The 22,210-nt window shown below is 60.9% G+C and carries 22 protein-coding genes and 2 pseudogenes; 10 read left to right on the top strand and 14 right to left on the bottom strand.

Annotation, left to right across the window (positions count from 1 at the left end; genetic code table 11):
• Positions 1 to 120: 120 nt before the first annotated feature.
• Positions 121 to 543: pseudogene (locus H7847_RS11745) on the top strand (GIY-YIG nuclease family protein); the annotation flags it as partial.
• Positions 544 to 558: 15 nt separating this feature from the next.
• On the opposite strand, the pseudogene H7847_RS11750 reads toward H7847_RS11745, so the two are convergent.
• Positions 559 to 729, bottom strand: a pseudogene (locus tag H7847_RS11750) (integrase); the annotation flags it as partial.
• Between H7847_RS11750 and H7847_RS27365 the strand changes: the two are divergent.
• Complete coding sequence (locus H7847_RS27365) at positions 714 to 869, top strand: sunset domain-containing protein (RefSeq protein ID WP_455115531.1); 156 nt, start codon at positions 714 to 716, stop codon at positions 867 to 869. The pseudogene H7847_RS11750 and the gene H7847_RS27365 sit on opposite strands and share 16 nt — an antisense overlap.
• A 36-nt stretch (positions 870 to 905) precedes the next feature.
• Here the strand turns inward: H7847_RS27365 and H7847_RS11755 are convergent, their stop codons facing one another.
• Together H7847_RS11755 and H7847_RS11760 are read right to left on the bottom strand one after the other, a co-directional pair.
• Positions 906 to 2,042 (bottom strand): hypothetical protein, encoded by a 1,137-nt coding sequence (locus H7847_RS11755; protein ID WP_227269675.1) that lies wholly within the window; start codon positions 2,040 to 2,042, stop codon positions 906 to 908.
• A gap of 186 nt (positions 2,043 to 2,228) precedes the next feature.
• Positions 2,229 to 2,471, bottom strand: coding sequence for a hypothetical protein (locus H7847_RS11760; RefSeq protein WP_227269676.1), 243 nt, complete (start codon positions 2,469 to 2,471; stop codon positions 2,229 to 2,231).
• A gap of 112 nt (positions 2,472 to 2,583) precedes the next feature.
• Between H7847_RS11760 and H7847_RS11765 the strand changes: the two genes are divergently transcribed.
• Positions 2,584 to 2,763: a globin family protein gene (locus tag H7847_RS11765; RefSeq protein WP_227269677.1), complete on the top strand. Its 180-nt coding sequence runs from the start codon at positions 2,584 to 2,586 to the stop codon at positions 2,761 to 2,763.
• Between the two features lie 24 nt (positions 2,764 to 2,787).
• On the opposite strand, the gene H7847_RS11770 is transcribed toward H7847_RS11765, so the two are convergent.
• The 6 genes from H7847_RS11770 to H7847_RS11795 form a co-directional block, all read right to left on the bottom strand.
• The gene (locus tag H7847_RS11770) at positions 2,788 to 3,537 is read right to left on the bottom strand and encodes a type 1 glutamine amidotransferase (protein WP_227269678.1); all 750 of its coding nucleotides are present in this window, start codon (positions 3,535 to 3,537) and stop codon (positions 2,788 to 2,790) included.
• Positions 3,537 to 4,871, bottom strand: a complete 1,335-nt coding sequence (locus tag H7847_RS11775; protein ID WP_227269679.1) for an NAD(P)-binding domain-containing protein — start codon at positions 4,869 to 4,871, stop codon at positions 3,537 to 3,539. Before H7847_RS11775 ends, H7847_RS11770 begins: the two co-directional genes overlap by 1 nt.
• Positions 4,872 to 5,014: 143 nt before the next feature.
• Positions 5,015 to 6,337 (bottom strand): type III glutamate--ammonia ligase, encoded by a 1,323-nt coding sequence (glnT, locus tag H7847_RS11780; RefSeq protein WP_227269680.1) that lies wholly within the window; start codon positions 6,335 to 6,337, stop codon positions 5,015 to 5,017.
• A 63-nt stretch (positions 6,338 to 6,400) separates the two neighbouring features.
• Complete coding sequence (locus H7847_RS11785) at positions 6,401 to 7,747, bottom strand: FMN-binding glutamate synthase family protein (protein WP_227269681.1); 1,347 nt, start codon at positions 7,745 to 7,747, stop codon at positions 6,401 to 6,403.
• Between the two features lie 9 nt (positions 7,748 to 7,756).
• Positions 7,757 to 8,434: a GXGXG domain-containing protein gene (locus H7847_RS11790; RefSeq protein ID WP_227269682.1), complete on the bottom strand. Its 678-nt coding sequence runs from the start codon at positions 8,432 to 8,434 to the stop codon at positions 7,757 to 7,759.
• A gap of 1 nt (position 8,435) precedes the next feature.
• Positions 8,436 to 9,365, bottom strand: coding sequence for a class II glutamine amidotransferase (locus tag H7847_RS11795; protein ID WP_227269683.1), 930 nt, complete (start codon positions 9,363 to 9,365; stop codon positions 8,436 to 8,438).
• A 210-nt stretch (positions 9,366 to 9,575) separates the two neighbouring features.
• Between H7847_RS11795 and H7847_RS11800 the strand changes: the two genes are divergently transcribed.
• From H7847_RS11800 to H7847_RS11825, 6 genes are all read left to right on the top strand, one after another.
• Complete coding sequence (locus H7847_RS11800; protein ID WP_227269684.1) at positions 9,576 to 10,991, top strand: ammonium transporter; 1,416 nt, start codon at positions 9,576 to 9,578, stop codon at positions 10,989 to 10,991.
• A gap of 24 nt (positions 10,992 to 11,015) precedes the next feature.
• Positions 11,016 to 11,186 carry a hypothetical protein gene (locus H7847_RS11805; RefSeq protein WP_227269685.1) on the top strand — a complete coding sequence of 57 codons (171 nt, stop codon included), beginning with the start codon at positions 11,016 to 11,018 and terminating at the stop codon, positions 11,184 to 11,186.
• Positions 11,187 to 11,336: 150 nt separating this feature from the next.
• The gene (locus tag H7847_RS11810; protein WP_227269686.1) at positions 11,337 to 12,482 is read left to right on the top strand and encodes an aminomethyltransferase family protein; all 1,146 of its coding nucleotides are present in this window, start codon (positions 11,337 to 11,339) and stop codon (positions 12,480 to 12,482) included.
• 45 nt (positions 12,483 to 12,527) lie between these two features.
• Positions 12,528 to 13,130, top strand: coding sequence for a dimethylamine monooxygenase subunit DmmA family protein (locus tag H7847_RS11815; protein ID WP_227269687.1), 603 nt, complete (start codon positions 12,528 to 12,530; stop codon positions 13,128 to 13,130).
• Entirely contained in the window at positions 13,127 to 14,089 is a 963-nt protein-coding gene (locus H7847_RS11820) for a PDR/VanB family oxidoreductase (RefSeq protein WP_227269688.1), read from the top strand. The genes H7847_RS11815 and H7847_RS11820 overlap by 4 nt, the downstream gene beginning before the upstream one ends.
• Before the next feature lie 9 nt (positions 14,090 to 14,098).
• Positions 14,099 to 15,166, top strand: a complete 1,068-nt coding sequence (locus H7847_RS11825) for a heme-dependent oxidative N-demethylase family protein (RefSeq protein ID WP_227269689.1) — start codon at positions 14,099 to 14,101, stop codon at positions 15,164 to 15,166.
• 20 nt (positions 15,167 to 15,186) lie between these two features.
• Here the strand turns inward: H7847_RS11825 and H7847_RS11830 are convergent, their stop codons facing one another.
• On the bottom strand, positions 15,187 to 15,843 hold the full coding sequence (locus H7847_RS11830; protein ID WP_227269690.1) for a helix-turn-helix domain-containing protein: 657 nt from the start codon (positions 15,841 to 15,843) through the stop codon (positions 15,187 to 15,189).
• 100 nt (positions 15,844 to 15,943) lie between these two features.
• Between H7847_RS11830 and H7847_RS11835 the strand changes: the two genes are divergently transcribed.
• Positions 15,944 to 16,951 (top strand): GlxA family transcriptional regulator, encoded by a 1,008-nt coding sequence (locus tag H7847_RS11835; RefSeq protein ID WP_227269691.1) that lies wholly within the window; start codon positions 15,944 to 15,946, stop codon positions 16,949 to 16,951.
• On the opposite strand, the gene H7847_RS11840 is transcribed toward H7847_RS11835, so the two are convergent.
• Genes H7847_RS11840 through H7847_RS11855 form a run of 4 tightly spaced genes read right to left on the bottom strand, consistent with a single transcriptional unit; the run spans position 16,948 to position 21,986 of the window.
• Positions 16,948 to 17,514, bottom strand: a complete 567-nt coding sequence (locus H7847_RS11840; protein WP_227269692.1) for a sarcosine oxidase subunit gamma — start codon at positions 17,512 to 17,514, stop codon at positions 16,948 to 16,950. The two genes, H7847_RS11835 and H7847_RS11840, sit on opposite strands and share 4 nt — an antisense overlap.
• Positions 17,507 to 20,452, bottom strand: a complete 2,946-nt coding sequence (locus tag H7847_RS11845; RefSeq protein WP_227269693.1) for a sarcosine oxidase subunit alpha family protein — start codon at positions 20,450 to 20,452, stop codon at positions 17,507 to 17,509. Before H7847_RS11845 ends, H7847_RS11840 begins: the two co-directional genes overlap by 8 nt.
• Positions 20,449 to 20,736, bottom strand: a complete 288-nt coding sequence (locus tag H7847_RS11850; protein WP_227269694.1) for a sarcosine oxidase subunit delta — start codon at positions 20,734 to 20,736, stop codon at positions 20,449 to 20,451. The genes H7847_RS11845 and H7847_RS11850 overlap by 4 nt, the downstream gene beginning before the upstream one ends.
• Positions 20,736 to 21,986 (bottom strand): sarcosine oxidase subunit beta family protein, encoded by a 1,251-nt coding sequence (locus tag H7847_RS11855; protein ID WP_227269695.1) that lies wholly within the window; start codon positions 21,984 to 21,986, stop codon positions 20,736 to 20,738. Before H7847_RS11855 ends, H7847_RS11850 begins: the two co-directional genes overlap by 1 nt.
• Between the last annotated feature and the right edge of the window lie 224 nt (positions 21,987 to 22,210).

A 22,210-nucleotide genomic window follows, 5' to 3' on the forward strand; every position in this document is an offset into this window, starting at 1 on the left:
CGGCCCAACCGAACAGGACCATCAATGACTGCGAAGAGAAGTGTGACCCGGATGAGAGACAAGGATTCCTACAGCACGGAAATGACACAATGAAATGAACTTGACCCAAACGCCCGATTAGAGAAGTGCGAATTAGGAGATGCCTCCGTACCTTTCTTGTTCGATACCCATGCCATGATCTATTCAGAGGAAGCTCCTGCGCTAGAGACGGCGTTACACAACCAGTTCGCAGATCGGCGGATCAACGCATCCAACATGCGCAAAGAATTTTTTACAGTGTCTCTGGAAGAAGTTGAGGCCGCTGTGAACGATCTTGCCCCCGAGGCTGATTTTCATACCGACATCGAAGCCCAGGAGTATTACGAGACGCTTGCAAGACGGAAAGAATTGGCCGAGCGGCTTGCACGCCAAGATTCCGAAGAATTGCTAGCGGAGATATCGGCAGCTCGGCTGGTCATATTCTGCACGCGTCAACGTCCGCTTCAGGAAAGCTGCGCTGCAGCAATACCCACAAGCTCAACTTCCGCTCTGGGCCGTCCCTGAAGATGGCCCGCTTCGTTAGATTTCAATGGCTTCTGCAATCGCAAGAGCATCTTCCAGCTCAACATCCAGATACCGAACTGCGCTATCCATTTTCGTATAACCCAACAAGAGCTGAACCGCGCATAGGTTGCCTGTCTTCTTGTAGATCTTTGTGACCTTGGTTCTCCGCATTGAATGGGTACCATAAGGCCAAGCTGAAAATCTATCACACGCCGTGGTCACCCAACTACGGCAACACCAAAATCAACACTGACAATGACGAGCGCTGGTTCTGCTACGAAGCCGAAGCTCTCGCCGCAGGATGGCGACCCGTCGCAGGGCGGTAGTCATTAAATATCGACACTACTGCCAAGCTCGGACGTTCAAACCGATCTGTTCATCGTCTTGCCGGTATCCATTTCTCCAACTTTTGCACTGTATCTATCAATCTTGGTACCTGGCGGCAGTGTCTGGCGAACAGGTGGAGCAGAGAAACCATCAGGAAATCCGGTGGTCTGAGTATTTGGCCATATGAGTTCTCCCGTTTTAGGATCATACCATTCGTCACCCAAACCCGGCTTGTGCCAAGGCTCTCGTTTCAGCGGCACATGGGGCTTTATCTTGCCCATGATCCTGGATTTTGCGACGACCCTCGCAATCAGCACACCAGCTTCTGAGAGGACGGCACCCGCGAGGCCTCCGGTGGCCGCACCCAGGGCCGCGCCGTCGAGGCGGTCGAGCACGCCGCCTTCGTCGTGGCCCGCGCCCGAGAGGCCGCCTGTTGCAGCACCGGTGCGGGCACCGGCTGGGACAGCGCCACGCACGCCTTGCCTGGCGCGGGCGGCGTTGGCGGCGACCCCTCCGACGGGAACAACGATCGTGGGCACGGCCACCGCGAGTTCGCCGCCGACAAACCAGTTCGGGTTGGCAAGCCGTTCCACATTCATCAGTTGTCGACGTTCTGCAACAAGTTTCTCGTAAGAGCGGTCGGTGAACAGCGTCTCCAGCCGCGCCATGCCTTCTTCGCCAAATCCAAAGGTCAGACCCTGGTCGCCGCCGCCCCAAAAGCTCTCGGAATCCGATGCGCGCCGTGCGTTGGTGGCCAGCTGATATTGCTCGAAGTTCCTGCGTGGGTCGTCGAGATAGAGTTCGTTGAGCATGTGCTGGGAATCAAAACCCGAAGAGACATAATCCCACAGCATATTTGCGCCGTAGCCCGCGCCTTCGAAGAGACCCACGCCGGGATTATCGTGTCTGCCAGACTCGCGCGCGGCCTGATCATAGGCCTGGTTGAAGCCTTGTTCGTCAAGGTCTGCGGGAATACCGCGCCAGTCGGACACCGCGTTTTGCTGCAACGCCTGCTCGCGTTGGCGCTCTCCGATCTGCTCCTCGGCCTTGGCCATGGCGGCTTCAGTGCCGAAGATCACATAGAGTTGTGTGACGGGCAGCGGAATATTGTGGCGGGGCGACTGGCCTTCGTCGTTCAAAATGCCCGAGGCGACACGGTCTCCGTTGGTCATGTCGTAGATGCGGTAGCCTTATGCCGGGAAGCGGCTGGCCGGTGCTGTCATCCACGGCCTCCGCTTCGACCCAGTTGTCAGGGCAGTCCTCGCAGATCTGCCCCACATCGCCGCCGGGTTGGCCGTCTGTGGCGGCAAGACCCTGCCGGAGCAGCGCGGGGTTGTTCGGGTTGCCATTTGGTCCCATCAGGCGAAGCCCGCATAAAAGTCGGTCATCTGCGTGTGCATCAGATCGACCGTCTCACCTTGGGCGACGATCCGGCGGAGCGCGCCCATCAGCGGATCATCGAACCAGTAAATGCCGTGGATCAGCGCCGCGCCGACGTAGGCCAAACGTCGCTCCGCTGCGCGCAGGCCATAGCCATCCGCATGAGAGAGACAGGCATCGAGAAACGCCTGCACGAAAGCGGCCTGCCGCCTTGCAACCAACTACTGCGCCGATGTCGTCTGATCACCATGCTGAAAAAAGGAAACGATGTGTCCGAAAAAGGGAAGATGTCGTGGCAAACGTTGGGAAGACGCGGAAAACTGGCTGTTCTGCATGGATAAAGCGCTGGATGACGAAGACCACACCGGGCCGCATGTTGACAGGTTGCGGGTTGTCTTTCGCCGTGTTGCCGCGATCCTCATCAATGATATGCCGGACTGGGAAGAGGGCAATGCCGCCGACGGTATGACGGGCAGCAAGTTCAGCAGGGCCAGAGGGCGATCAGGGTCCTGATCGCATCGACCGCGGTTGGGGCGGTCAGCCGGGCCGGGGAGGTGCACGGCCAATAGGGGTCTGGGCGGGGACGCTCCTTCGCAATCCTTCATAAAGCGTGGCAGATTGCACCAGAGCATCGCCGCTATGTGCGTCGCACTCTGTCACGAAGGCTTCGGTCGCGTTCTGTGATCCGAACCATTGCACGGCAGCGGCCATATTGGCCGGATCTGTGAGCCACCCGCGCACCAGACCTGCAGTGATCTCGGGGTGAAACTGCACGCCCCAGGCATGGGGACCGACCCGGATCGCCTGATGACGGCAGGCCGGTGAGCCGGCGAGCGTGATGCTGTCTGGTGGCAGGCGGGTCGCCGCCACCCCGTGCCACTGCAACACCGGAAACCGTGCGGGCAGAGTGTCGAAGACCAGGTCCGGGGCACCGGTGCGGGCAACGGGGCCGATGGCCACGGTCGGGGTCGCGAGCGGTTGGCATGTGCCGCCAAGGGCATCGACAAGCAATTGGTGACCGAGGCAAATGCCCAGATACGGCTTGCCCAAATCTCGCACCCATCGGGCGATTGCGGCCTTTTCGGCGATCAACCAACGATGGCTGTGGCTCTCCCAGACATCCATCGGACCGCCCATCACAATGAGCGCGTCAAAAGCGGTCAAGGCCGGGATCGGATCACCCTGATAGAACCGGACAACATGGGCGGTGTCGCCCGCTGCCGCGATATGGTCCGAGAAGGCAGCAGGTCGTTCGCTCGCAACATGCTGAAAGATCAGCACCTGCATCAGTTCTGGAGATAGACCTCCAGGCTGTCGTCGAGCGCGTCCTTCCAGGGAGTATGATGTACCGGGGCCATGGTGCCGGTGATCACGGATTTGTAGCTGTTGTTGCGGAAAGTCATGATGCCCTTTTTCTTATGGCCTTTCCATTCCTTGAAGGCTTGGCAAGCCCCTTCGACATCAAAGGTGGGGTAGTCGGTTTCTTCGATCAGCTCTTTGACATAGTCGCCCTGATACCAGATGGCGTCGTAGTCATCCTCGCCCGCGTCCTCGCGGGCCACGCGGTCTGCCACATCGGCCTGCATGGTGGCCAGATCCGGCATTTCGATCCGCCCCATGATCGCGTCGCGCACCCACCAGGCCTGCGCATCGAACATGTTGAAGGTGAACCACTGGTCCTGCATCCCGATGTAGAACAGTGCAGGTTCGTGGATATAGGCGACCCCTTTGTAGAGGTCCGCCGTGGCCAGCCGGTTGGCCGTTTTCAGACGCAGCCTGTCGGGCAGGAAGGGGAAGTGATGTTTGTAGCCGGTGCAGAGGATCACCGCCTCCACGTCCTTGGATGTCCCGTCTTTGAAGTGCGCGGTATTGCCATCCACATGGATCAGCAGCGGCACCTCCTGCCAGTTGCTGGGCCAGTCATACCCCATCGGGGCGGTGCGGTGGCTGACGGTCACGCTCTTGCAGCCGTATTTCCAGCATTGCGAGCCGATGTCTTCGGCCGAATAGGAGGTGCCGACGATCAGGATATCCTTGTCCTTGAATTCCATCGCATCGCGGAAGTCATGAGCGTGCAGCACCCGTCCCTTGAAGCTCTCAAAGCCCGCAAAATAGGGAACATTCGGGGTGGAGAAATGGCCCGAGCAGACGATCACATGGTCGAATTCCTCGGTATAGGTGTGATCTTCGGGCAGGTTGCAGACCGTGACCTTGAAAGTATCGCCGTCCTTCTCGACCCAGCGCACGGCAGTCTCGAACCGGATCCAGTCGCGCACCCCGGCCTTTTTTACCCGCCCTTCGATATAGTCGAACAGCACCGCCCGCGGCGGATAAGAGGCGATCTGTTTGCCGAAATGTTCCTCGAAGGAGTAATCCGCGAACTCCAGCCCTTCCTTGGGGCCGTTCGACCACAGGTAGCGGTACATGGAGCCGTGCACGGGCTCGCCATACTCATCAAGCCCGGTGCGCCAGGTGTAATTCCACAAACCGCCCCAGCCGGATTGTTTTTCGAAACAGACAATCTCGGGAATATCTGCGCCTTTTGCCGCAGCGGATTGAAAGGCGCGCAGCTGCGCAAGGCCCGAGGGGCCAGCGCCGATGACAGCGATGCGTTTTGTCATAGTGATACTCCCGGAACGTTTTATTTATGTCTGCCCGATTGGGCGCGATGCACGACCTTTAAGTCAATATTTTTTCACAACAGGAAACAGGCAGTGGCCGAGCATTTCTGTACACAGCCTTTGTTTTCGGCGTTTCCGACCCCTCAGATGTCAAGTGTGTTGGCTTTCTCCCAAGCTGAGAAATGTGCACAGAAATCCAGCCATTCCTGGTGCTTCATCTTCAGATAGGCCTTTGAGAACTCCTCGCCCATCGCGGCCTTGAGCCCCTTGTCCTTGTCGTATTCGCGCAAAGCATCCAGCATGTTGAGCGGCAGTTTCGGGGCCCCTCGCACCTTGTGGCCGTCGGCATACATATCGATGTCATAGCGTTTGCCCGGATCCGCCTGGCTGCGGATTCCCGACAGCCCCGCCGCGATGATGACCGCTTGCAGCAGATAGGGGTTGGTGGCCCCATCGGGCAGGCGCAATTCAAACCGACCGGGGCCGGGGACGCGGACCATGTGGGTGCGGTTGTTGCCCGTCCAGGTGACAGTGTTTGGCGCCCATGTCGCCCCGGAGGTGGTGCGCGGCGCATTGATGCGTTTGTAGCTGTTCACCGTCGGGTTGGTGATGGCGGCGAGCGCCGAGGCGTGTTTCATGATCCCGCCCAGAAAGAACTTGCCCTGCTCGGAGAGGCCCAGTTCTCCCGTCGGCCCCTCGGCCTTGTCCGTGGCAAAGACGTTGGTCTTGCCCTCCCTGTCCCAGACCGAAATGTGAGCATGACAGCCATTGCCGGTCAGCCCTTCGATGGGCTTTGGCATGAAGGTCGCCCGCAGCCCGTGTTTCTCGGCCACCGATTTGACCATGAACTTGAAAAACGAATGTTTGTCGGCGGTGGCCAGTGCATCGTCGAACGCCCAGTTCATCTCGAACTGACCGTTGGCGTCTTCGTGGTCGTTCTGGTAGGGGCCCCAGCCCAGGGCCAGCATGTGGTCGCAGATCTCGGCCACCACGTCATAGCGGCGCATCACCGCCTGTTGATCGTAACAGGGCTTGGCGGCGGTATCGAATTCATCGCTGATCTCGCTGCCATCGGGGGTCAGCAGGAAGAACTCCGCCTCGATGCCGGTTTTGACACGCAGGCCTTCCTCAGCAGCCTCTGCCACCAGGCGGCGCAGCACGTTGCGGGGGGCTTGCGCCACATCTTCGCCTTCCATAACGCAATTGCCCGCCACCCAAGCGACCTCGGGCTTCCACGGCAGCTGGATCACCGAGGCCGGGTCCGGCACCGCCAGCATATCAGGGTGCGCGGGCGTCATATCGAGCCAGGTAGCGAAGCCGGCAAAGCCCGCGCCCTCCTCCTGCATATCGGCGATGGCCTGCGCGGGCACCAGCTTGGCGCGTTGCCCGCCAAAGAGGTCGGTAAAGGAGATCATGAAGTATTTTACGCCGTTGTCGGCTGCAAATCTGGCGAGATCAAGTGTCATGCGTGTTCCCTGTCATCGATGTTGTAAGGGCGCGTCCGATGCTCCGGCGCGCCCCTTTTGCGGTTAGTAGGATGTGCCTGGTTTACCGGGATACCAGTCGGTGCCGGCAAGGGGGATCTTGGCCATCGCCGCCGCCTCCAGCGTCAGTGCACAAAGGTCTTCCGGCTCCAGGTTATGAAGGTGGTTCTTGCCGCAGGCCCGCGCGATGGTCTGTGCCTCCAAGGTCATGACCTTGAGGTAGTTGTGCAGACGTCGCCCGCCTTCGACGGGATCGAGCCGCGCCATCAGGTCGGGATCCTGCGTGGTGATGCCGGCGGGGTCCTGACCCTCGTGCCAGTCATCATAGGCCCCTGCGGTGGTCCCCAAGGCCTGATAGTCTTCCTCCCACTTGGGGTCGTTGTCCCCCAAAGCGATGAGGGCCGCGGTCCCGATGGCCACCGCATCTGCTCCCATGGCCATGGCCTTGGCCACATCGGCTCCCGTACGGATGCCGCCGGAGACGACAAGCTGTACCTCGCGGTGCATGCCAAGGTCTTGAAGGGCGCGCACGGCTTCGCGGATGCAGGCGATGATCGGTTGGCCCACATGTTCGATGAAGACATCTTGCGTGGCGGCTGTGCCCCCCTGCATGCCGTCCAGCACCACCACATCCGCGCCCGCCTTGACCGCCAGCGTCGTGTCGAAATAGGGCCGCGCGCCGCCGACCTTGATGTAGATCGGGACCTTCCAGCCGGTGATCTCGCGCAGCTCAAGGATCTTGATCTCCAGATCGTCGGGTCCCGTCCAGTCCGGGTGCCTGCAGGCAGAGCGCTGGTCGATCCCCTTGGGCAGGTTGCGCATCTCCGCCACCCGGTCCGAGATTTTCTGACCCAGCAACATGCCACCGCCCCCCGGTTTTGCCCCTTGGCCCACGACAATCTCAATGGCGTCCGCGCGGCGCAGGTCATCGGGGTTCATCCCGTAGCGGGAGGGCAGGTACTGGTAGACCAGCTTGTCGGAATGGCCGCGTTCCTCATCGGTCATGCCGCCATCGCCGGTGGTGGTCGAGGTCCCCGCCAGCGTGGCGCCCCGCCCCAGCGCTTCCTTGGCCGGGCCCGAGAGGGCGCCGAAAGACATCCCAGCAATGGTGATCGGAATGTCCAACTCGATGGGGTTTGTCGCGTGGCGGGTGCCCAGCGTGACGGCGGTTTCGCATTTCTCCCGATAGCCTTCGAGCGGGTAACGCGAGATCGAGGCCCCCAGAAACAGCAGATCGTCAAAATGCGGCAGCTTGCGTTTGGCTCCGCCGCCGCGAATGTCGTAGATGCCGGTCGCCGCGGCCCGGCGAATTTCCGCATTCACAGGGTTCGAAAAAGTGGCCGATTGTATGGGAACGGTGCGGGGAATGCCGCGTGTTTCATCGTCTTTCATCGCCATTCCTCAATATGCGTTGTCGATGTGGAAGTTATAGAGCTTGCGGGCCGAGCCGTAGCGCCGGAATTCCTCGGGCTTGGCCGTAGAGCTGCCGCGCGCCAGCAGGTCGGCGAGGATTTCGAGATGTTCGGGCCGCATCTCTTTTTCGATGCAATCGGCGCCGAGCGATTTGACCGATCCGCGCACGAACAGGCGCGCTTCATAGAGCGAATCGCCCAAGGCCTCGCCGGCATCGCCGCAGACCACCAGATTGCCCGACTGCGCCATGAAGGCGCTCATATGTCCGATGTTGCCGTGCACCACGATGTCGATGCCCTTCATCGAGATCCCGCAGCGCGAAGAGGCATTGCCCTTGATGACCAGCAAGCCGCCATGGCCCGTGGCCCCTGCGTATTGGCTGGCGTCCCCGTCGATCACGACTGTGCCGCTCATCATGTTCTCGGCCACGCCCGGCCCGGCAGAGCCCTTGATGTTGACCGTCGCCTGCTTGTTCATCCCCGCACAGTAGTAGCCTGTGTGCCCGTTGACCGTGACCTCAATGGGCGCATCGAGCCCGCAGGCCAGCGCATGCGCCCCGCGCGGGTTTTCAATGGTCCAGGTGGTCTGGTTTGTGGTTTCGGCCTGCGCATGCAGGGTGGCATTCAAGGTCCGCAAATCGGTCTGTTGCAGATCAATCGTTTGCATATCAGGCGGCCTTTTCGCTGCTGGTGGGGGCCGCGTTATGGCTCCAGAAATAGACCGTTGCGGGCTCCGGTTCCCAGACGCGGGCCGCCTCGATGCCCGGCAGGTCCACCAGCGCGCGATATTCCGAGCCGAAGGCCACATATTGGTCGGTTTCCGCCATCACCGCAGGTTTGCACGCAATCGGGTCGCGCAGCACACCGAAGCCATCCTTGGTGCCGACCACGAAGGTGAAAAAGCCGTCGAGGTCTTCAAGGCTGCTTTGCAGAGCCTCCCCCAGTGTCGCGCCGTTCTGCATCTTCCAGGTCAGATAGGCGGCGCCCACCTCGGTGTCGTTTTCGGTTTCGATATGGATGCCCTCGCGGCGCAGTTTGCGGCGCAGGGAGTTGTGGTTGCTCAGCGAGCCATTGTGCACAAGGCACTGATCGTCGCCTGTGTTGAACGGATGCGCGCCCATCGTGGTGACGGCTGATTCGGTCGCCATGCGGGTATGGCCGATGCCATGCGTGCCGCGCATTTTTTCAATCTCAAAGCGAGCTGCCACATTTTTGGGCAGGCCGACTTCCTTGTAAATCTCGATGCTGTCGCCTCTGCTCATGACCCTCAGGGACGGGTCGATATCCGTCAAAACGGCCCGTGCAGCGGCCGTCTGACCCGCTGGTAGCGTCACCACCGCATGGGTGCTTTTCACGCGCACGTCGACGGGTATGCCGAGGGGCGCGCCCAGCCGCGCCGCAAGGTCCTCAAAGCTGGTTTCAGGTGTCTCCGACTGAAGGGTGAGCTTGGTCTTATCCTCTTGTTCTCCAGAATAAATCGCAATCCCCGCGCTGTCCGGACCGCGATCTGTCATGGTAATGAGCATTTGCGTCAGCAGCGCGCCCAGCTGAGGTTCGAGACGGCTGTCTTTCAGAAACAGTCCAACTATTCCGCACATGGTGAATTCCCCGAAAAAACACCGCCCCTCGGGCGGCATACGAATCCGACGCTAGCACCAAAAAAATCACGGCTCAACTGTTGGGAAACTTTTTTTCATGTTGGGCAAAAAATACTAGTCAGATGCGGCATCTCGTGGTTCTGTTCCGACAGTGGCGCGAAAACGCAAAGCAGCCACATCCAACAGATAGCCGACACGGGGGTCAAAAACGTGGAACAACAACTTGCAGAACTCGCAGCCAAAGTGGCCGAGTTAGAGGCGGCAAGTGCGGTGGCTGCGGTCACCAACACGATGTTCGCCGAGACATTCTATTATCTAACCATCCCGCTGATGATTATCATCCACGCGGGCTTTCTTGCCTATGAGATGGGGGCCTCGCGGCTCAAAAATGTCCTGTCGTCGGGGGTCAAGAACATCCTCGCCTTCGCCTTCATGATCCCCACATTCTACTTCTTTGGCTGGTGGGTCTACTGGGGCTTCCCCACGGGTCTGCCGGGGGCACCCGGGCCTGCGGGCATCTCCGGTGTGGAATATGCCAATGCCATTGCGTGGGGCTGGGGGGAAAGTGCTCAGTACATGGGGCCAAATATAGCGGATCAGGCCTCGGGTGTTTTCTTTGGCGCCTTTGCGCTCTTTGCGGCAACAACGGCGTCGATCATGTCGGGGGCTGTCATTGAACGCATCCAGACCGTGGGCTTTGTGATCCTTGCGGTTGTGCTGGGCTCTTTTGCCTGGGTCGTTGCGGCGGCCTGGGGCTGGCATGCGGACGGCTGGCTGGTCACCCAATGGGGCGTACATGACTTTGGCGCGGCGGGCCTTGTGCACGCGGTTGCGGGCTTCTTTGCCCTGGGCGTGCTCATCAACCTTGGGCCCCGTATCGGCAAGTTCAACGCGGACGGCTCGGCGAATCACATTCCGGGCCACAACCTGCCGCTGACGGTCACGGGCCTGATGCTTATCATCGTCGGGTTCTGGGGCTTTCTGATGGCCTGCGTGATCGTACCGGGTGAAGCGTGGAGCTGGTCTGCCAGCACGCCGACCACCATATACGGCACGCCGATCACGCTGTCTGCGCTGTCCTTCAACATCCTGATGGGCATTTCGGGCGGTATCATCGGCAGCTGGGTTCTCACCCGCGATCCGTTCTGGATGATGTCGGGCGCGCTGGCGGGGATCATCTCGGTCGCCTCCGGCCTTGATATCTATTATCCGGCGCTGGCCTTCATCATCGCGTTTTCGGCCGGCATTCTGCTCAAGCCCTGTGCGGATTTCCTTGAAAACCGGGGCATCGACGATGCGGTTGGTGCGGTGACGGTGCATGGCACAATCGGTCTCTACGGTCTGATTATGCTCGGCATCTGGGGTTCTGGTTTTCCGGCGCTTCAGGGGGAGGCAGGCAGTGTGCCGACGATTTCTTTGATGGGGCAGATCGTGGGCGCCGTGGTGTTTTTCCTGATCGGCTTTGTGCCGGGCTACGTGGTTTCGCTGGTTCTGAAAATGCTGGGCATGCTGCGTATTCCGCAAGGGGCGGAAGAGGCCGGCATGGACCTCGTCAAGGTCCCTGCACGGGGCTACCCGGAATGGGGGGATGACGCCCCTGTGACACCTGCGCATCCCGCCGAATAACGACAAACCTGAAAGGAGAAAGATATGTTTCCATACGAAGAAGCCAGCTGGTCGGTTGTTGACGGTGCCATGTTCATGGGCTGGGGATCTGCCCTGCCGGGGGGTGCAACACTTGTCGCGGGGCTGCTCTGCGTGCTCGTGCTGGTCTATGGCCAGCGGTCTGAGGCGCAAAAGGCCAAACGCTTCGACAAGTAAGCGAGCGCGCATCCAGAGGGGCCGTCAGCGCGGCCCCTTTTTCCTGTCGTTTCATTTGCCCAGCAGGAAACTTTTTCTACTGACAGTCTTGATTTTGAGGCTGTCCTGAGTCTCAATCAAGGCAACAAACACATCAAGTGGGAGATCGGAATGGCCATTCTTTGGAGAACATCAGCACTGGCGCAGCGCCACGCGGAAATCGGCGGCGAGCTGGAAGACTGGAATGGCATGGGCACCGCGTGGTTCTACGATCATACGCCTGAACGCGCCAAGGCCGACTACGAGGCGATCCGCACCAAGGCGGGGCTGATGGATGTCTCGGGGCTCAAGAAATGCCACGTGGTCGGGCCCGATGCGGCCTATGTGATCGACCGGGTCACAACGCGGAACGTGGAAAAGATCATGCCCGGCCGCTCCACCTACGCCTCGATCCTGAACGATCAGGGCAAGTTCGTTGACGACTGCATTATCTACCGGCTGTCGGTGAATTCCTGGCTGGTGGTGCATGGCACCGGTACAGGCATGGAGCAACTGACAACGGTGGCCGCCGCCAAAAACTGTTCTGTTCTGTTTGACGACGACATGCATGATATGTCCCTGCAAGGGCCTGTCGCCGTTGATTTTCTGGCCAAGCACGTCGAGGGCATCCGCGATCTGGCCTATTTCGGTATGATGCAGACCAAACTTTTTGGCTGCCCCGTGATGATCTCGCGCACCGGGTATACGGGAGAGCGCGGGTACGAGATTTTCTGCCAGCGCAAACATGCGGTGCACCTTTGGGACAACATCCTTTCGGAAGGGGCGTCGATGGGCATCCAGCCGGTGCAGTTCAGCACGCTCGATCTGCTGCGCACCGAGAGCTATCTGCTGTTTTATCCCGGCGACAACTCCGAGACCTATCCCTTCGACGGTGAGACCTGCGGCGATACGCTGTGGGAACTAGGTCTGGAGTTCACTGTTTCTCCCGGCAAGACAGGGTTCATCGGGGCCGAGAACCATTATGCCTCCGAGGGCAAGGAACGCTTCAAGATTTACGGTGTCCTGCTGGACGGGACGACCCCCGCCGACGAAGGCGCGGACCTGCTCAAAGACGGTGAAAAGGTCGGTGTTGTCACCTTCGGTATGTATTCGGAGCTCAACCAGCACAACGTGGGCATTGCCCGCATGCCCGTTTCTTGTGCAACGCCCGGCACCGCATTGACAGTGCGTAACGCGGACGGGGCCGAAATTGCTGCAACCGCGCAGGAAATGCCTTTCTATGACAAGGACAAGTCCATTCGAACCGCCAAGGGCTGAACCGGATCAGCCCCAAGTGTGACCAGCATCAGCCAGAGGAACCCAATGTCGACCTTCGCTTTTCCACCCAGCATCAAGAGCCGCCCGGTCTGGGGCAGCTTTGAGCCGCAGTCAGGCTCGGCGTACCTGTTCGTGGCCGACGCAGAGGGGGCCGAGGCCATCCTTGATCTGGCCAAGGTGGCGCCCGCGCTGATGGCGTCCGCGCATATCATCTACATCCCCAAAGGAACCGATTTCGAAACGGCCCTGCGTGCCCTGAACCCCGCGCAGCTTTATGTCGGGCCCAGCTATGCGGCCTCCCTGCCACGGCTGCGCAAGACGCTTGAGGATGCCAAGATGGGGCTTCAGGTGTATCTGTCGGGCAGCGAAGGGCTGATGGGACAGGCGATGCGCGAGGCGGCAGAAGCGGGCATTCCGCACGCCGCCATCCAGACTGAGCATCGCGGGTCCGTCGCGCGGCGCATGCAATGTGTGCACTGCAAGGGCATCACCGAAGATGTGGCGGTTGACCCCTTTGTCTGCTCCCACTGCGGGTTGAACCTGTTTGTGCGCGATCACTATTCGCGCCGACTGGCCGCCTATCAGGGCGTGTGTATCGACGCCGAAGCGCCTGGATGCGTGCCGGAGCCAAAGGGGATTTACGAATGAGTGGCGCAGAAAAAATCGCCGTCAAGGTGACCGAGATCGTGCCGGTCAACGATCTGGTGACGCGCTTTCGGTTCGAGCGGGTAGACGGTGGCGCTTTGCCCACCTTCTCTGGCGGTGCACACACCGTGGTTGAGATGCAGGATGGTGAGATCACGCGGCTCAACCCCTATTCGCTGATGTCCGATCCGATGGACCCATCCGCCTATACGATCTCGGTGCGGCGCGATGATAAAGGACGCGGTGGCTCGCTCTTCATGCATCAAAAAGTGCAGGTCGGGGACGAGATGACGATCAGCTACCCGGTCAACCTCTTTCCACTCGATCTGCGGGCCAAAAAGCATCTGTTTCTGGCCGGGGGCATCGGGATCACGCCGTTTCTGGCTCAGATCAAGCAGCTTGAGCGTTTGGGGGGCCATTGGGAGCTGCATTACGCCTGCCGTACCCCGGCGCTGGGGTCTTACGTGGATGAGCTGACAGCGCATCACCCGAATGAGACCCATGTCTATTACGATGATCAGGATCAGGCGATTGACCTGAAAAACCTGCTGGATGGCCAGCCGCTGGGCACCCATGTCTATGTCTGCGGGCCGAAAGGCATGATCGACTGGGTGCGCTCCACCGCCCAAGCCGAGGGCTGGCCGCGGGAGATGGTGCATTACGAGGAGTTCCTCGCCCCACAGCCTGGCAAACCCTTTGAGGTCAAGCTGGCTGTGTCGAACAAGGTCATCGCGGTGGGCGAGCACGAAAGCCTGCTCGAGGCGATTGAACGCGCCGGTGTCGATGCGCCCTATCTGTGCCGGGGCGGTGCTTGTGGTCAGTGCGAGACGGATGTGATCGACTATGCAGGCAAATTCATTCACCGCGATCACTGGCTGGAAGAGGAACAACAGGCGAGCGGCAAAAAGATCATGCCCTGCGTGTCACGATTTGAGGGCAGAACCCTCGTGCTGGACCGATAAGGAGCCCTCATGACAATTCAATTCAACGACGAGACCTTTCGCGACGATTACACCTTTCGGAATTCCGATTGGGCGCTCAAGCGGTTTCCCTTTCCGTTCCACGAAGACAGCTACATGTATTCGGTCAACATGGAGCAACACCGGGGCGGGCCCGAAGGATCGGTCTACGAAAAACGCTTTGACGTGGACGAGCATTACGTGAGCGAAATGCGCGACCGCGCGCAGGTCCTGAGTGAAGATCCTTTGCGCTGCCAGTCGCTGCCTCATATGACGCTGGCGGGCTGGGATGTGCTGGAGCTTATCATGGTCAGCAAGTCCGAGGATTACCCGGATCTTTTTGAGCTGCACCGCGATGGCAATCGCTGGCGCTGGATCAACAAGCCGCTGGGCATTGACGATACCTTCACGTTTCTGGATGAAGCGACGCTGCCCTACGGTCCACTGGAATACATCACGCGGCAGACGCAGGGCGATTTTGCCGTATTGGATCAGCGTGACGACAACCTGTGGATGGACGCGGGCATGGTTACCACCCAGGCGGACTGGAGCCTCGATTTCGACATCGGCATGAACTTTTTCGAATGGCACGCGCCGGTGCCGATGGCGCATGAAAAGGGCATCTTTGTGCGCGCGCTCAAGTTCCTGATGAACATCCAGCAGGGCGCGCCGGCGCGTCGGCTGAACTGGACGATGACGGTGAACCCGCTACTCGACACCAGCCCCGAGAACTACCACAAATGGGGCATCCAGAAGACCACGCTCACACCTGAAAACATCGGCGCAAAACAGCATCTGCGGGTTGAGTTGCAGACATTTTTCCGCCTGCCGAGATCGAATGCGCTGGTGTTTCCGATCCGGTGTTACCTGTGCAGTTTTCAGGATCTGATGACCGTCCCGAAATGGGGGCGGCGGCTGCACCGGGTGGTGCGCGATCTGCCAGCGGAACTGGCGACATACAAGGGCTTCATCGACAATCGTCCGCTGATGCTGGACTACCTGTCAGGTTTTGACGACGGGCTGCCAACCTCGCCCGGCATCTGGCCGGATCTAGAGACCGAACCGCCACTGGCCAAATAGCCCCGCGCGAGCAGAGCGAGTCAGGTCATCTGCGGGTAGGAAATCACCGCAAGATACTTGGCGGGCAGTTTCACCAGCACCTCAGGGCCGTGGGGCGCATCCGCGTCGAAAAACAGGGTGTCTCCGGGCTGCATCTTAAAGACATTGTCGCCATGCCGGTAATCCACCTCGCCTTCGAGCATATAGATCATCTCTATGCCGCCATGCTGGAATGTCGGAAAGACGTCCGACTTATCCGACAGGGTGATGAGATAGGGCTCCACGATCACGCCGCTGGCGTTGGACCCGATGTGGCCCAACAGATTATACTGATGGTTGGCGCGGGTCCCCTCGCGCTCCAGCTCCACACCTTCGCCGGCTTTGGTATGAACTGCCTCGCGCTTTTCCTCGAAGCCTTTGAAAAAAGCGGTGAGCGGCACGGACAGCGCATTTGCAAGGGTCTGGAGCGTGGTCAGCGAGGGGGAGGTATTCCCGTTCTCGATCTTGGAGAGCATGCCGATCGACAGCCCCGTGTTCGCCGAAAGCTCCGCAACGGTAATGTCTTTTTGCCTGCGATGGCTCCGCACTTCGCGGCCAATCGCGATCTCAAGAACCTTTTCGCGCGCCTCACGCACCCTGTGAGGGTCCTGGGCAAGCTTGATCGTGCCGGGTGCACGCGTCTTTTTCAGGTCTTTCAACGTGTCTTTCCTTTTGCGCCCAGAGGCTCTGGTCCAATTTTGGCAGACAGTCGCACAACTGGCTATCAAGGTGCAATTATTTCCTGTTAGTATAAAAAAGATGACGGAGAATAAAAAAACCAAGATCGGATTTCTGGTCTTTCCAGGCTTTCCGATGGCCTGCCTGACCTCGATGATCGAACCCTTGCGCGCGGCCAATGAAATCGTGGGATTCACCGCCTTTGACTGGGCCATTCTGTCGGAGCAGGGCAGCACCGTCACCTCCAGCGCGAGGGTCGTTTTCCAGGCCGATGCCGCGCTGTCGGAGGCGGAGGGTTTTGCCCAGCTCTTTCTTCTGTCGGCCCCGACAAGCGAGTTCACGGACCCCACCCTGTCGCGGGGCCGGTTGCGCAGGCTTGACCGGCACGGCACGCTTTTGGGCGCGGTGAGCGGGGGCGTTTTCCCGCTTGCGCGGGCCGGGCTGCTGGACAGCGCCAAGACCTCGGTGCATTGGTGCTACGCGGCGGCTTTTGCGCAGGAGTTTCCGCAGATTGCCGGCACCAATGAAGTGATTTCCATTGACGGGCGTCGTATCACCGTCTCCGGGGCGGCGGCGGCCTTTGATCTGGCGCTGCATCTTGTCAGCGACAAGCTGGGCCAAGGCGTTGCGACCGAGGTTGCGTGCTGGTTCCAGCATGCGATTGTCCGGGGGCAGGGGGTCGATCAGAAGGTGCCGACCGTGCGGGCGGAAAGCACAGATGACATGCTGCCGCAGATCGTGCGGGAGGCGGTGGATATCTTTGCCAGCCACATTGAGGATCCGATCAAGGTTGCGGATGCTGCTGATATCATTGGTGTTTCCGCGCGGCAGTTGGAGCGGATGTTTCGCAAGGCAACGGGGCGCAGTCCGCTGCATTACTATCGCGCGATGCGCATGAATGCCGCCCGGCAACTGGTGCTCTATTCCAACGAAAACATGACAGATATTGCGCTCGCCGTCGGCTATGCCTCAGCCACGCCGATGATCCAGAACTACAAGGAAATCTTTGGCATCCACCCTGCGGCAGACCGCGACAAGATCAATCTATTCCGGGTGCGCAAGAATGCGGCGGTCCCGACCGCGCATTAGACAATGGCGTCTGCTGCCGTGACCAGCGCATGGTACAGCGATCCGGCAGAGGACCGCGGGCCGATGAACCGCATTTCCTCACTTTGTTTCAGACAAACCAGAAAGCAGCCCATCTGATGCACGGTCGTCCGTTGCGCGTCCCCGGTCTGCATCCGGCGGGCAGGGGCCGGGCACAGCCGCTCACACAGATCAACCACCCTGTCGCCCGACACGTCGAAACAGACCCAGGCATCGGTTTGCTCCGTGATCGAGGCCGCCTGTTTCAGCTTTGCCTTGAGCTCATCCGCGAGCCGCTCATGCGCGTCATAATCGGCGGCCACAATCCATTGATCCGGCCCCATCCAAAGCGCCGAGAACGGGTCGCGCAGCAGCGCTTTGCCGGGTGGCGGTGGCCCATCGCCGAGCCATGTCGTCAGAGTTTGACGGCAGGTCGGTTCACGCCCCTGCCGCGCTGTAACCGAGGCCAGCGCAATCTGCGGCCTCTCGGTGATGGCCATCCCGCCGATCTGATCGGTCCAGGGGGCCGCGTGCCCAAGGGCGGTGAGGGGGGCAAGATCATGCACGCAGACGCTCTCCTTCAGGATCGATGAAATGGGCGCTGACAACTTCGACCCGGGTCTCGACACCGGTCAACGGGCTGACAAGGCGCAGCACCTCGCCGAGGCGCGCGGCCCCGCCCTTGAGAAAGCCCAGGGCGATGTGATGTCCCAGGTTGGGCGAATAGCATGCCGAGGTGACATAGCCCTGATCGTGGGCGGCATCGATGGGCCCGGTTGCCGCCATCAGATGCGCCCCGGCGGGAACGGTATCGTCCGGGTTCAGCGGCTTGAGACCCACCTGATGCAGCGCGTCCGGCGCCGTCAGACCTTCGCGCTGGGACAGGACAGAGCCGATGCTGTCCTTGGCCTTGCTGACCATCCGGCCCATGCCGAGATTGAGCGCCGTGGTTGTCCCGTTCAGCTCGTTCCCCGTGGCATGGCCTTTTTCGATCCGCATCACGCCAAGGGCTTCGGTGCCGTAGGGCACGATATCGAATTCCGCCCCGGCGGCCATGATCCGCCGGATCAGCGCATCCCCATAGCGGGTGGGGACCGCGATTTCATAAGCCAGCTCACCACTGAAGGAGATGCGGAAAAGCCGCGCGCGCAAGCCGCCGCAGACGGTGATGCTGCCGCAGGCCATGAAGGGGAAGGCCTCGTTTGATAGGTCAAATTCCGGGTCCACGATCTTTTGCAGCACCCGGCGCGCGTTCGGCCCCGCCACGGCAAATTGTGCCCAGGCTTCGGTGGTCGAGATCAGCTGCACATCGAGGTCCGGAAACAGACATTGGCGTACGAACTCCATATGCCGGTAGACGCTGACCGCATTGGCCGTCGTGGTGGTGATAACAAAATGGTCCTCGGCCAGCCGGGCAGCCGTCCCGTCGTCCATGGCGATGCCGTCCTCGCGCAGCATCAGACCATAGCGCGTCCTGCCAACCGCCAGCTTGGCAAAGCCATTGCAGTAGACCCTGTTGAGGAAGGTCGCCGCATCCTCGCCCTGCACGTCGATCTTGCCCAATGTCGTGACATCGCAGACCCCGACGGACGCGCGGGTGCCTAGCACCTCGCGGTCGACACTTTCGCGCCAGTGGGTTTCATGCGGCAGGGGGAACCACTGCGCCCGCAGCCAATTGCCCACTTCGACAAAGACCGCCCCCCGCTCTTTGGCCCAGAAATGGCTGGGGGTTTTCCGGGTCGGATGAAAATCCTGTCCCACCGCCCGCCCGGCAAAGGCAGCAAGGGCCACAGGCGTGTAGGGCGGACGAAAGATCGTGGTGCCCACCTCGGGGATGGATTTTCCCGCCAGCTCCGCCATGATCGCCAGCCCGCCGAGGTTGGAGGTTTTGCCCTGATCGGTCGCCATGCCCAGCGTCGTATAGCGCTTGAGGTGCTCGACAGCGCGAAAGCCCTCCTGATGGCTCAGTTTGACGTCCTTGACGGTAACGTCATTTTGCTGATCCAGCCAGGCGCGCTCCGCCCCCTGCACGTACCAGAAGGGGGGGGCGGTGACATCTGCATCCTCGGCCTCGGGCAGGACCGGCAAGCGCCCCTTGAGCCCGAGCGCCTTTCGGGCCGCCTGCGCGCCGCTGCGCAGGGCGGCGGCGGTGGACATCTCACCCTTGGCGGCCCCCGCGACCAGCATGCCGGGGGGCAGGGATTCGCCGGGCACGAAGGCTGACAAAGCGTTGTTCCAGATCGGGCGGCCGCGCTGATGGCAGGTAAGATGCACGTTCGGGTTCCAGCCCCCCGATACCCCCAGAGCCCCACATTCGATCAGGCGCGTGTCGCCCCCGGGCAGCCGGACCTCGACAAAGGTCAGTCCCATCCGCCCCCTTGTGTCAACCACCTGCGCGCCGGGGAGCGTTTCATAGGCGCCGTCGCGGGGAGCCTCTTTGCGCACATCGATGACGGCGGCCACCTTGATCCCCTTGGCGATCAGATCGCGTGCGGTCCGATGCCCGTCATCCGACTGGGTGAAAAGCGCGATCCGTTGCGCCGGAGCGGCCCCGAAACGGTTCACATAGGTCCGCACCGCCGCGCCCAGCATGATGCCGGGCCGGTCGTTGTTGTCAAAGGCGATGGGGCGCTCTGTTGCCCCGGCGCACAGCACGGTATCGCGGCTGTAGATGCGCCACAGGATTTGGCGGGGCTTGCCGGGATCAGGGCTGTGCAGGTGGTCGCTGACCCGCTCCACCGCGCTATAGATGCCGTGATCGAACGCCCCGATCACCGTGGTGCGCGGCATCAGCCGCACGTTGGGCAGGCCTGCCAGTTCCGCCACCGCCCCGGCGGCCCAATCGGCACCGGGCTGATCCGCGATGCTCAGCGTTTCACTGTTGAGCCGCCCGCCAAAGCGAAAATCCTCGTCCGCGAGGATCACATCCGCCCCCGCGCGCCCCGCCGTCAGCGCCGCCATCAGGCCGGAGGGCCCCGCGCCGATCACCAGCAGATCGCAATGCAAAAACCCTTTGTCATAGCTGTCCGGGTCGGCCTTTAGGGACAGTGACCCAAGTCCGGCGGCCCTGCGAATGATCGGCTCGTAGAGCTTTTCCCAGAAAGCTGCGGGCCACATGAAGGTCTTGTAGTAGAACCCGGCGGTCAGAAAGTTCGAAAACCGGTCGTTGATCGCCAAAAGATCAAACCGCAAGGACCCGAGCCGGTTCTGGCTGCGTGCCCATAGGCCATCGTAAAGCTCGGTTGTGGTAGCGCGGGTGTTGGGCTCCTGTCGCGCACCGCCACGCAATTCGACCAGCGCATTGGGCTCTTCGGATCCGGCGGTCAGCGGGCCGCGCGGGCGGTGGTATTTAAAAGAGCGGCCCATCAGACGTATGCCATTGGCCAGCAGGGCGGAGGCCAGCGTATCGCCGGGATGGCCGGTGTATTGCTTGGCATCGAAGTTGAATTTCAGGGTTTTGCTGCGGTCGATCTGTCCTCCGGGGACGCGGTTCGCTTGGGTCATCTGCTGCGTCCTCTGGCGCGCGCCACGTCGCGGGCAAGTTCTACGGAGATGATTTCGTGGGTCACCGTATCGCGGGTCACCACCAGCCATGATCTGTCGCCCGCCTCGTGATACCACAGCTCGCGGTGCAGACCGGCGGGGTTGTCGCGCAGATACTGGTAGGCGTAGAACGCTTCTGCCGCAGTCTCGGCCATCCCATCGGGGCGGTCGATCAGGCTTGCATCGCCCAGGTAAGTGAATTCGGCGCTGTCCCGGGGGCCAAGCAAAGGATGGTCAATAATCATCAGTGCAAATTGGGCTGTGCACCCACCCCCTTTTCATCAATCATCAAACCCTTTTCAAAGCGGTCAAACCGGAAGGCTGTCGCCATCGGGTGCGATGCGTCGCGGGCCAGCAGATGGGCAAAGCAGAAGCCCGAGGCCGGTGTCGCCTTGAACCCGCCGTAGCACCAGCCCCCGTTGAAATAGAGCCCGTCGATGTGGGTCCGGTCGATGATCGGCGAGCCATCCATCGACATGTCCATGATGCCGCCCCACATGCGCAGCAGACGCGCGCGGCCCAGCATGGGAAAGATCGCCATGCCGCCTTCGCAGACGTCTTCGACGACGGGCAGGTTGCCGCGTTGCGCATAGGAATTGTAGCCATCGAGATCGCCGCCAAACACCAGCCCGCCCTTGTCGGACTGGCTGCAATAGAAATGCCCGGCTCCGAATGTAATGACCCCCGGCAGCACCGGCTTGAGCCCTTCGGAGACGAAGGCTTGCAGCACATGGCTCTCGAGGGGCAGGCGCATTTCTGCCTTGGCCATCAGGCGGCTGGAGGCGCCCGCAACCGCGCAGCCGACCTTCCCGGCACCGATAAAGCCGCGCGATGTTTCCACCCCGAGGCATCTGCCGTTCCGGGTCCGAAACCCGGTAACTTCGCAATTCTGGATGATGTCCACGCCCCGGCTGTCGGCCCCGCGCGCATAGCCCCAGGCCACGGCATCGTGCCGCACCGTGCCACCGCGATGCTGCGCCAGCCCGCCCTTGATCGGGAAGCGGGCGTCGTTGACGTTGAGGAAGGGGTACCGCGCCTTGATCTGGTCCACGCTTAGCAGTTCGGCGTCCGCACCGTTCAGGATCATGGCATTGCCGCGCCGGATGAAGGCATCCCGCTGCGCATCGCTGTGGATGAGGTTGAGAATGCCGCGCTGGCTGACCATGGCGTTGTAGTTGAAATCCTGCTCCAGCCCCTCCCAGAGCTTGAGCGAGAACTCATAGAACGGCTCATTGCCGTTCAGCAGGTAGTTGGAGCGAATGATCGTGGTATTCCGGCCCACGTTACCGCCGCCGATCCAGCCTTTTTCCAGCACGGCGATCTTTTTCTGGCCGAACTCTTTCGCAAGATAATAGGCCGTGGCGAGCCCATGGCCGCCGCCGCCGATAATCACGATATCATAGTGATCCTGCGGCTCAGGGTCGCGCCACGCGGGGGTCCAGCCCTTGTGGCCTGTCAGGGCCTCTTTGATGACCCGGAAACCTGAATAACGCATGGCACACCCTCTTTGGGACAAGGTGTCATATCCCTAAGATATTACCACGGCGAAACCGGACATGGTGCTTTTCAAATGCGACATGCGCGGTTGTGCATGCCGGATGCCGCACCGCCTGCTAGGGTGGATCATCCGATCTGCATGTTCCTTGTACCGACACCCAATCCTGCGCAGCATTCACCAGTGCCCAGCAAGAGGTTGCCGTCGGGATGATCTTGACCGAG

This window comes from Roseobacter weihaiensis, assembly GCF_020622345.1.
GTDB lineage: Bacteria > Pseudomonadota > Alphaproteobacteria > Rhodobacterales > Rhodobacteraceae > Roseobacter > Roseobacter weihaiensis.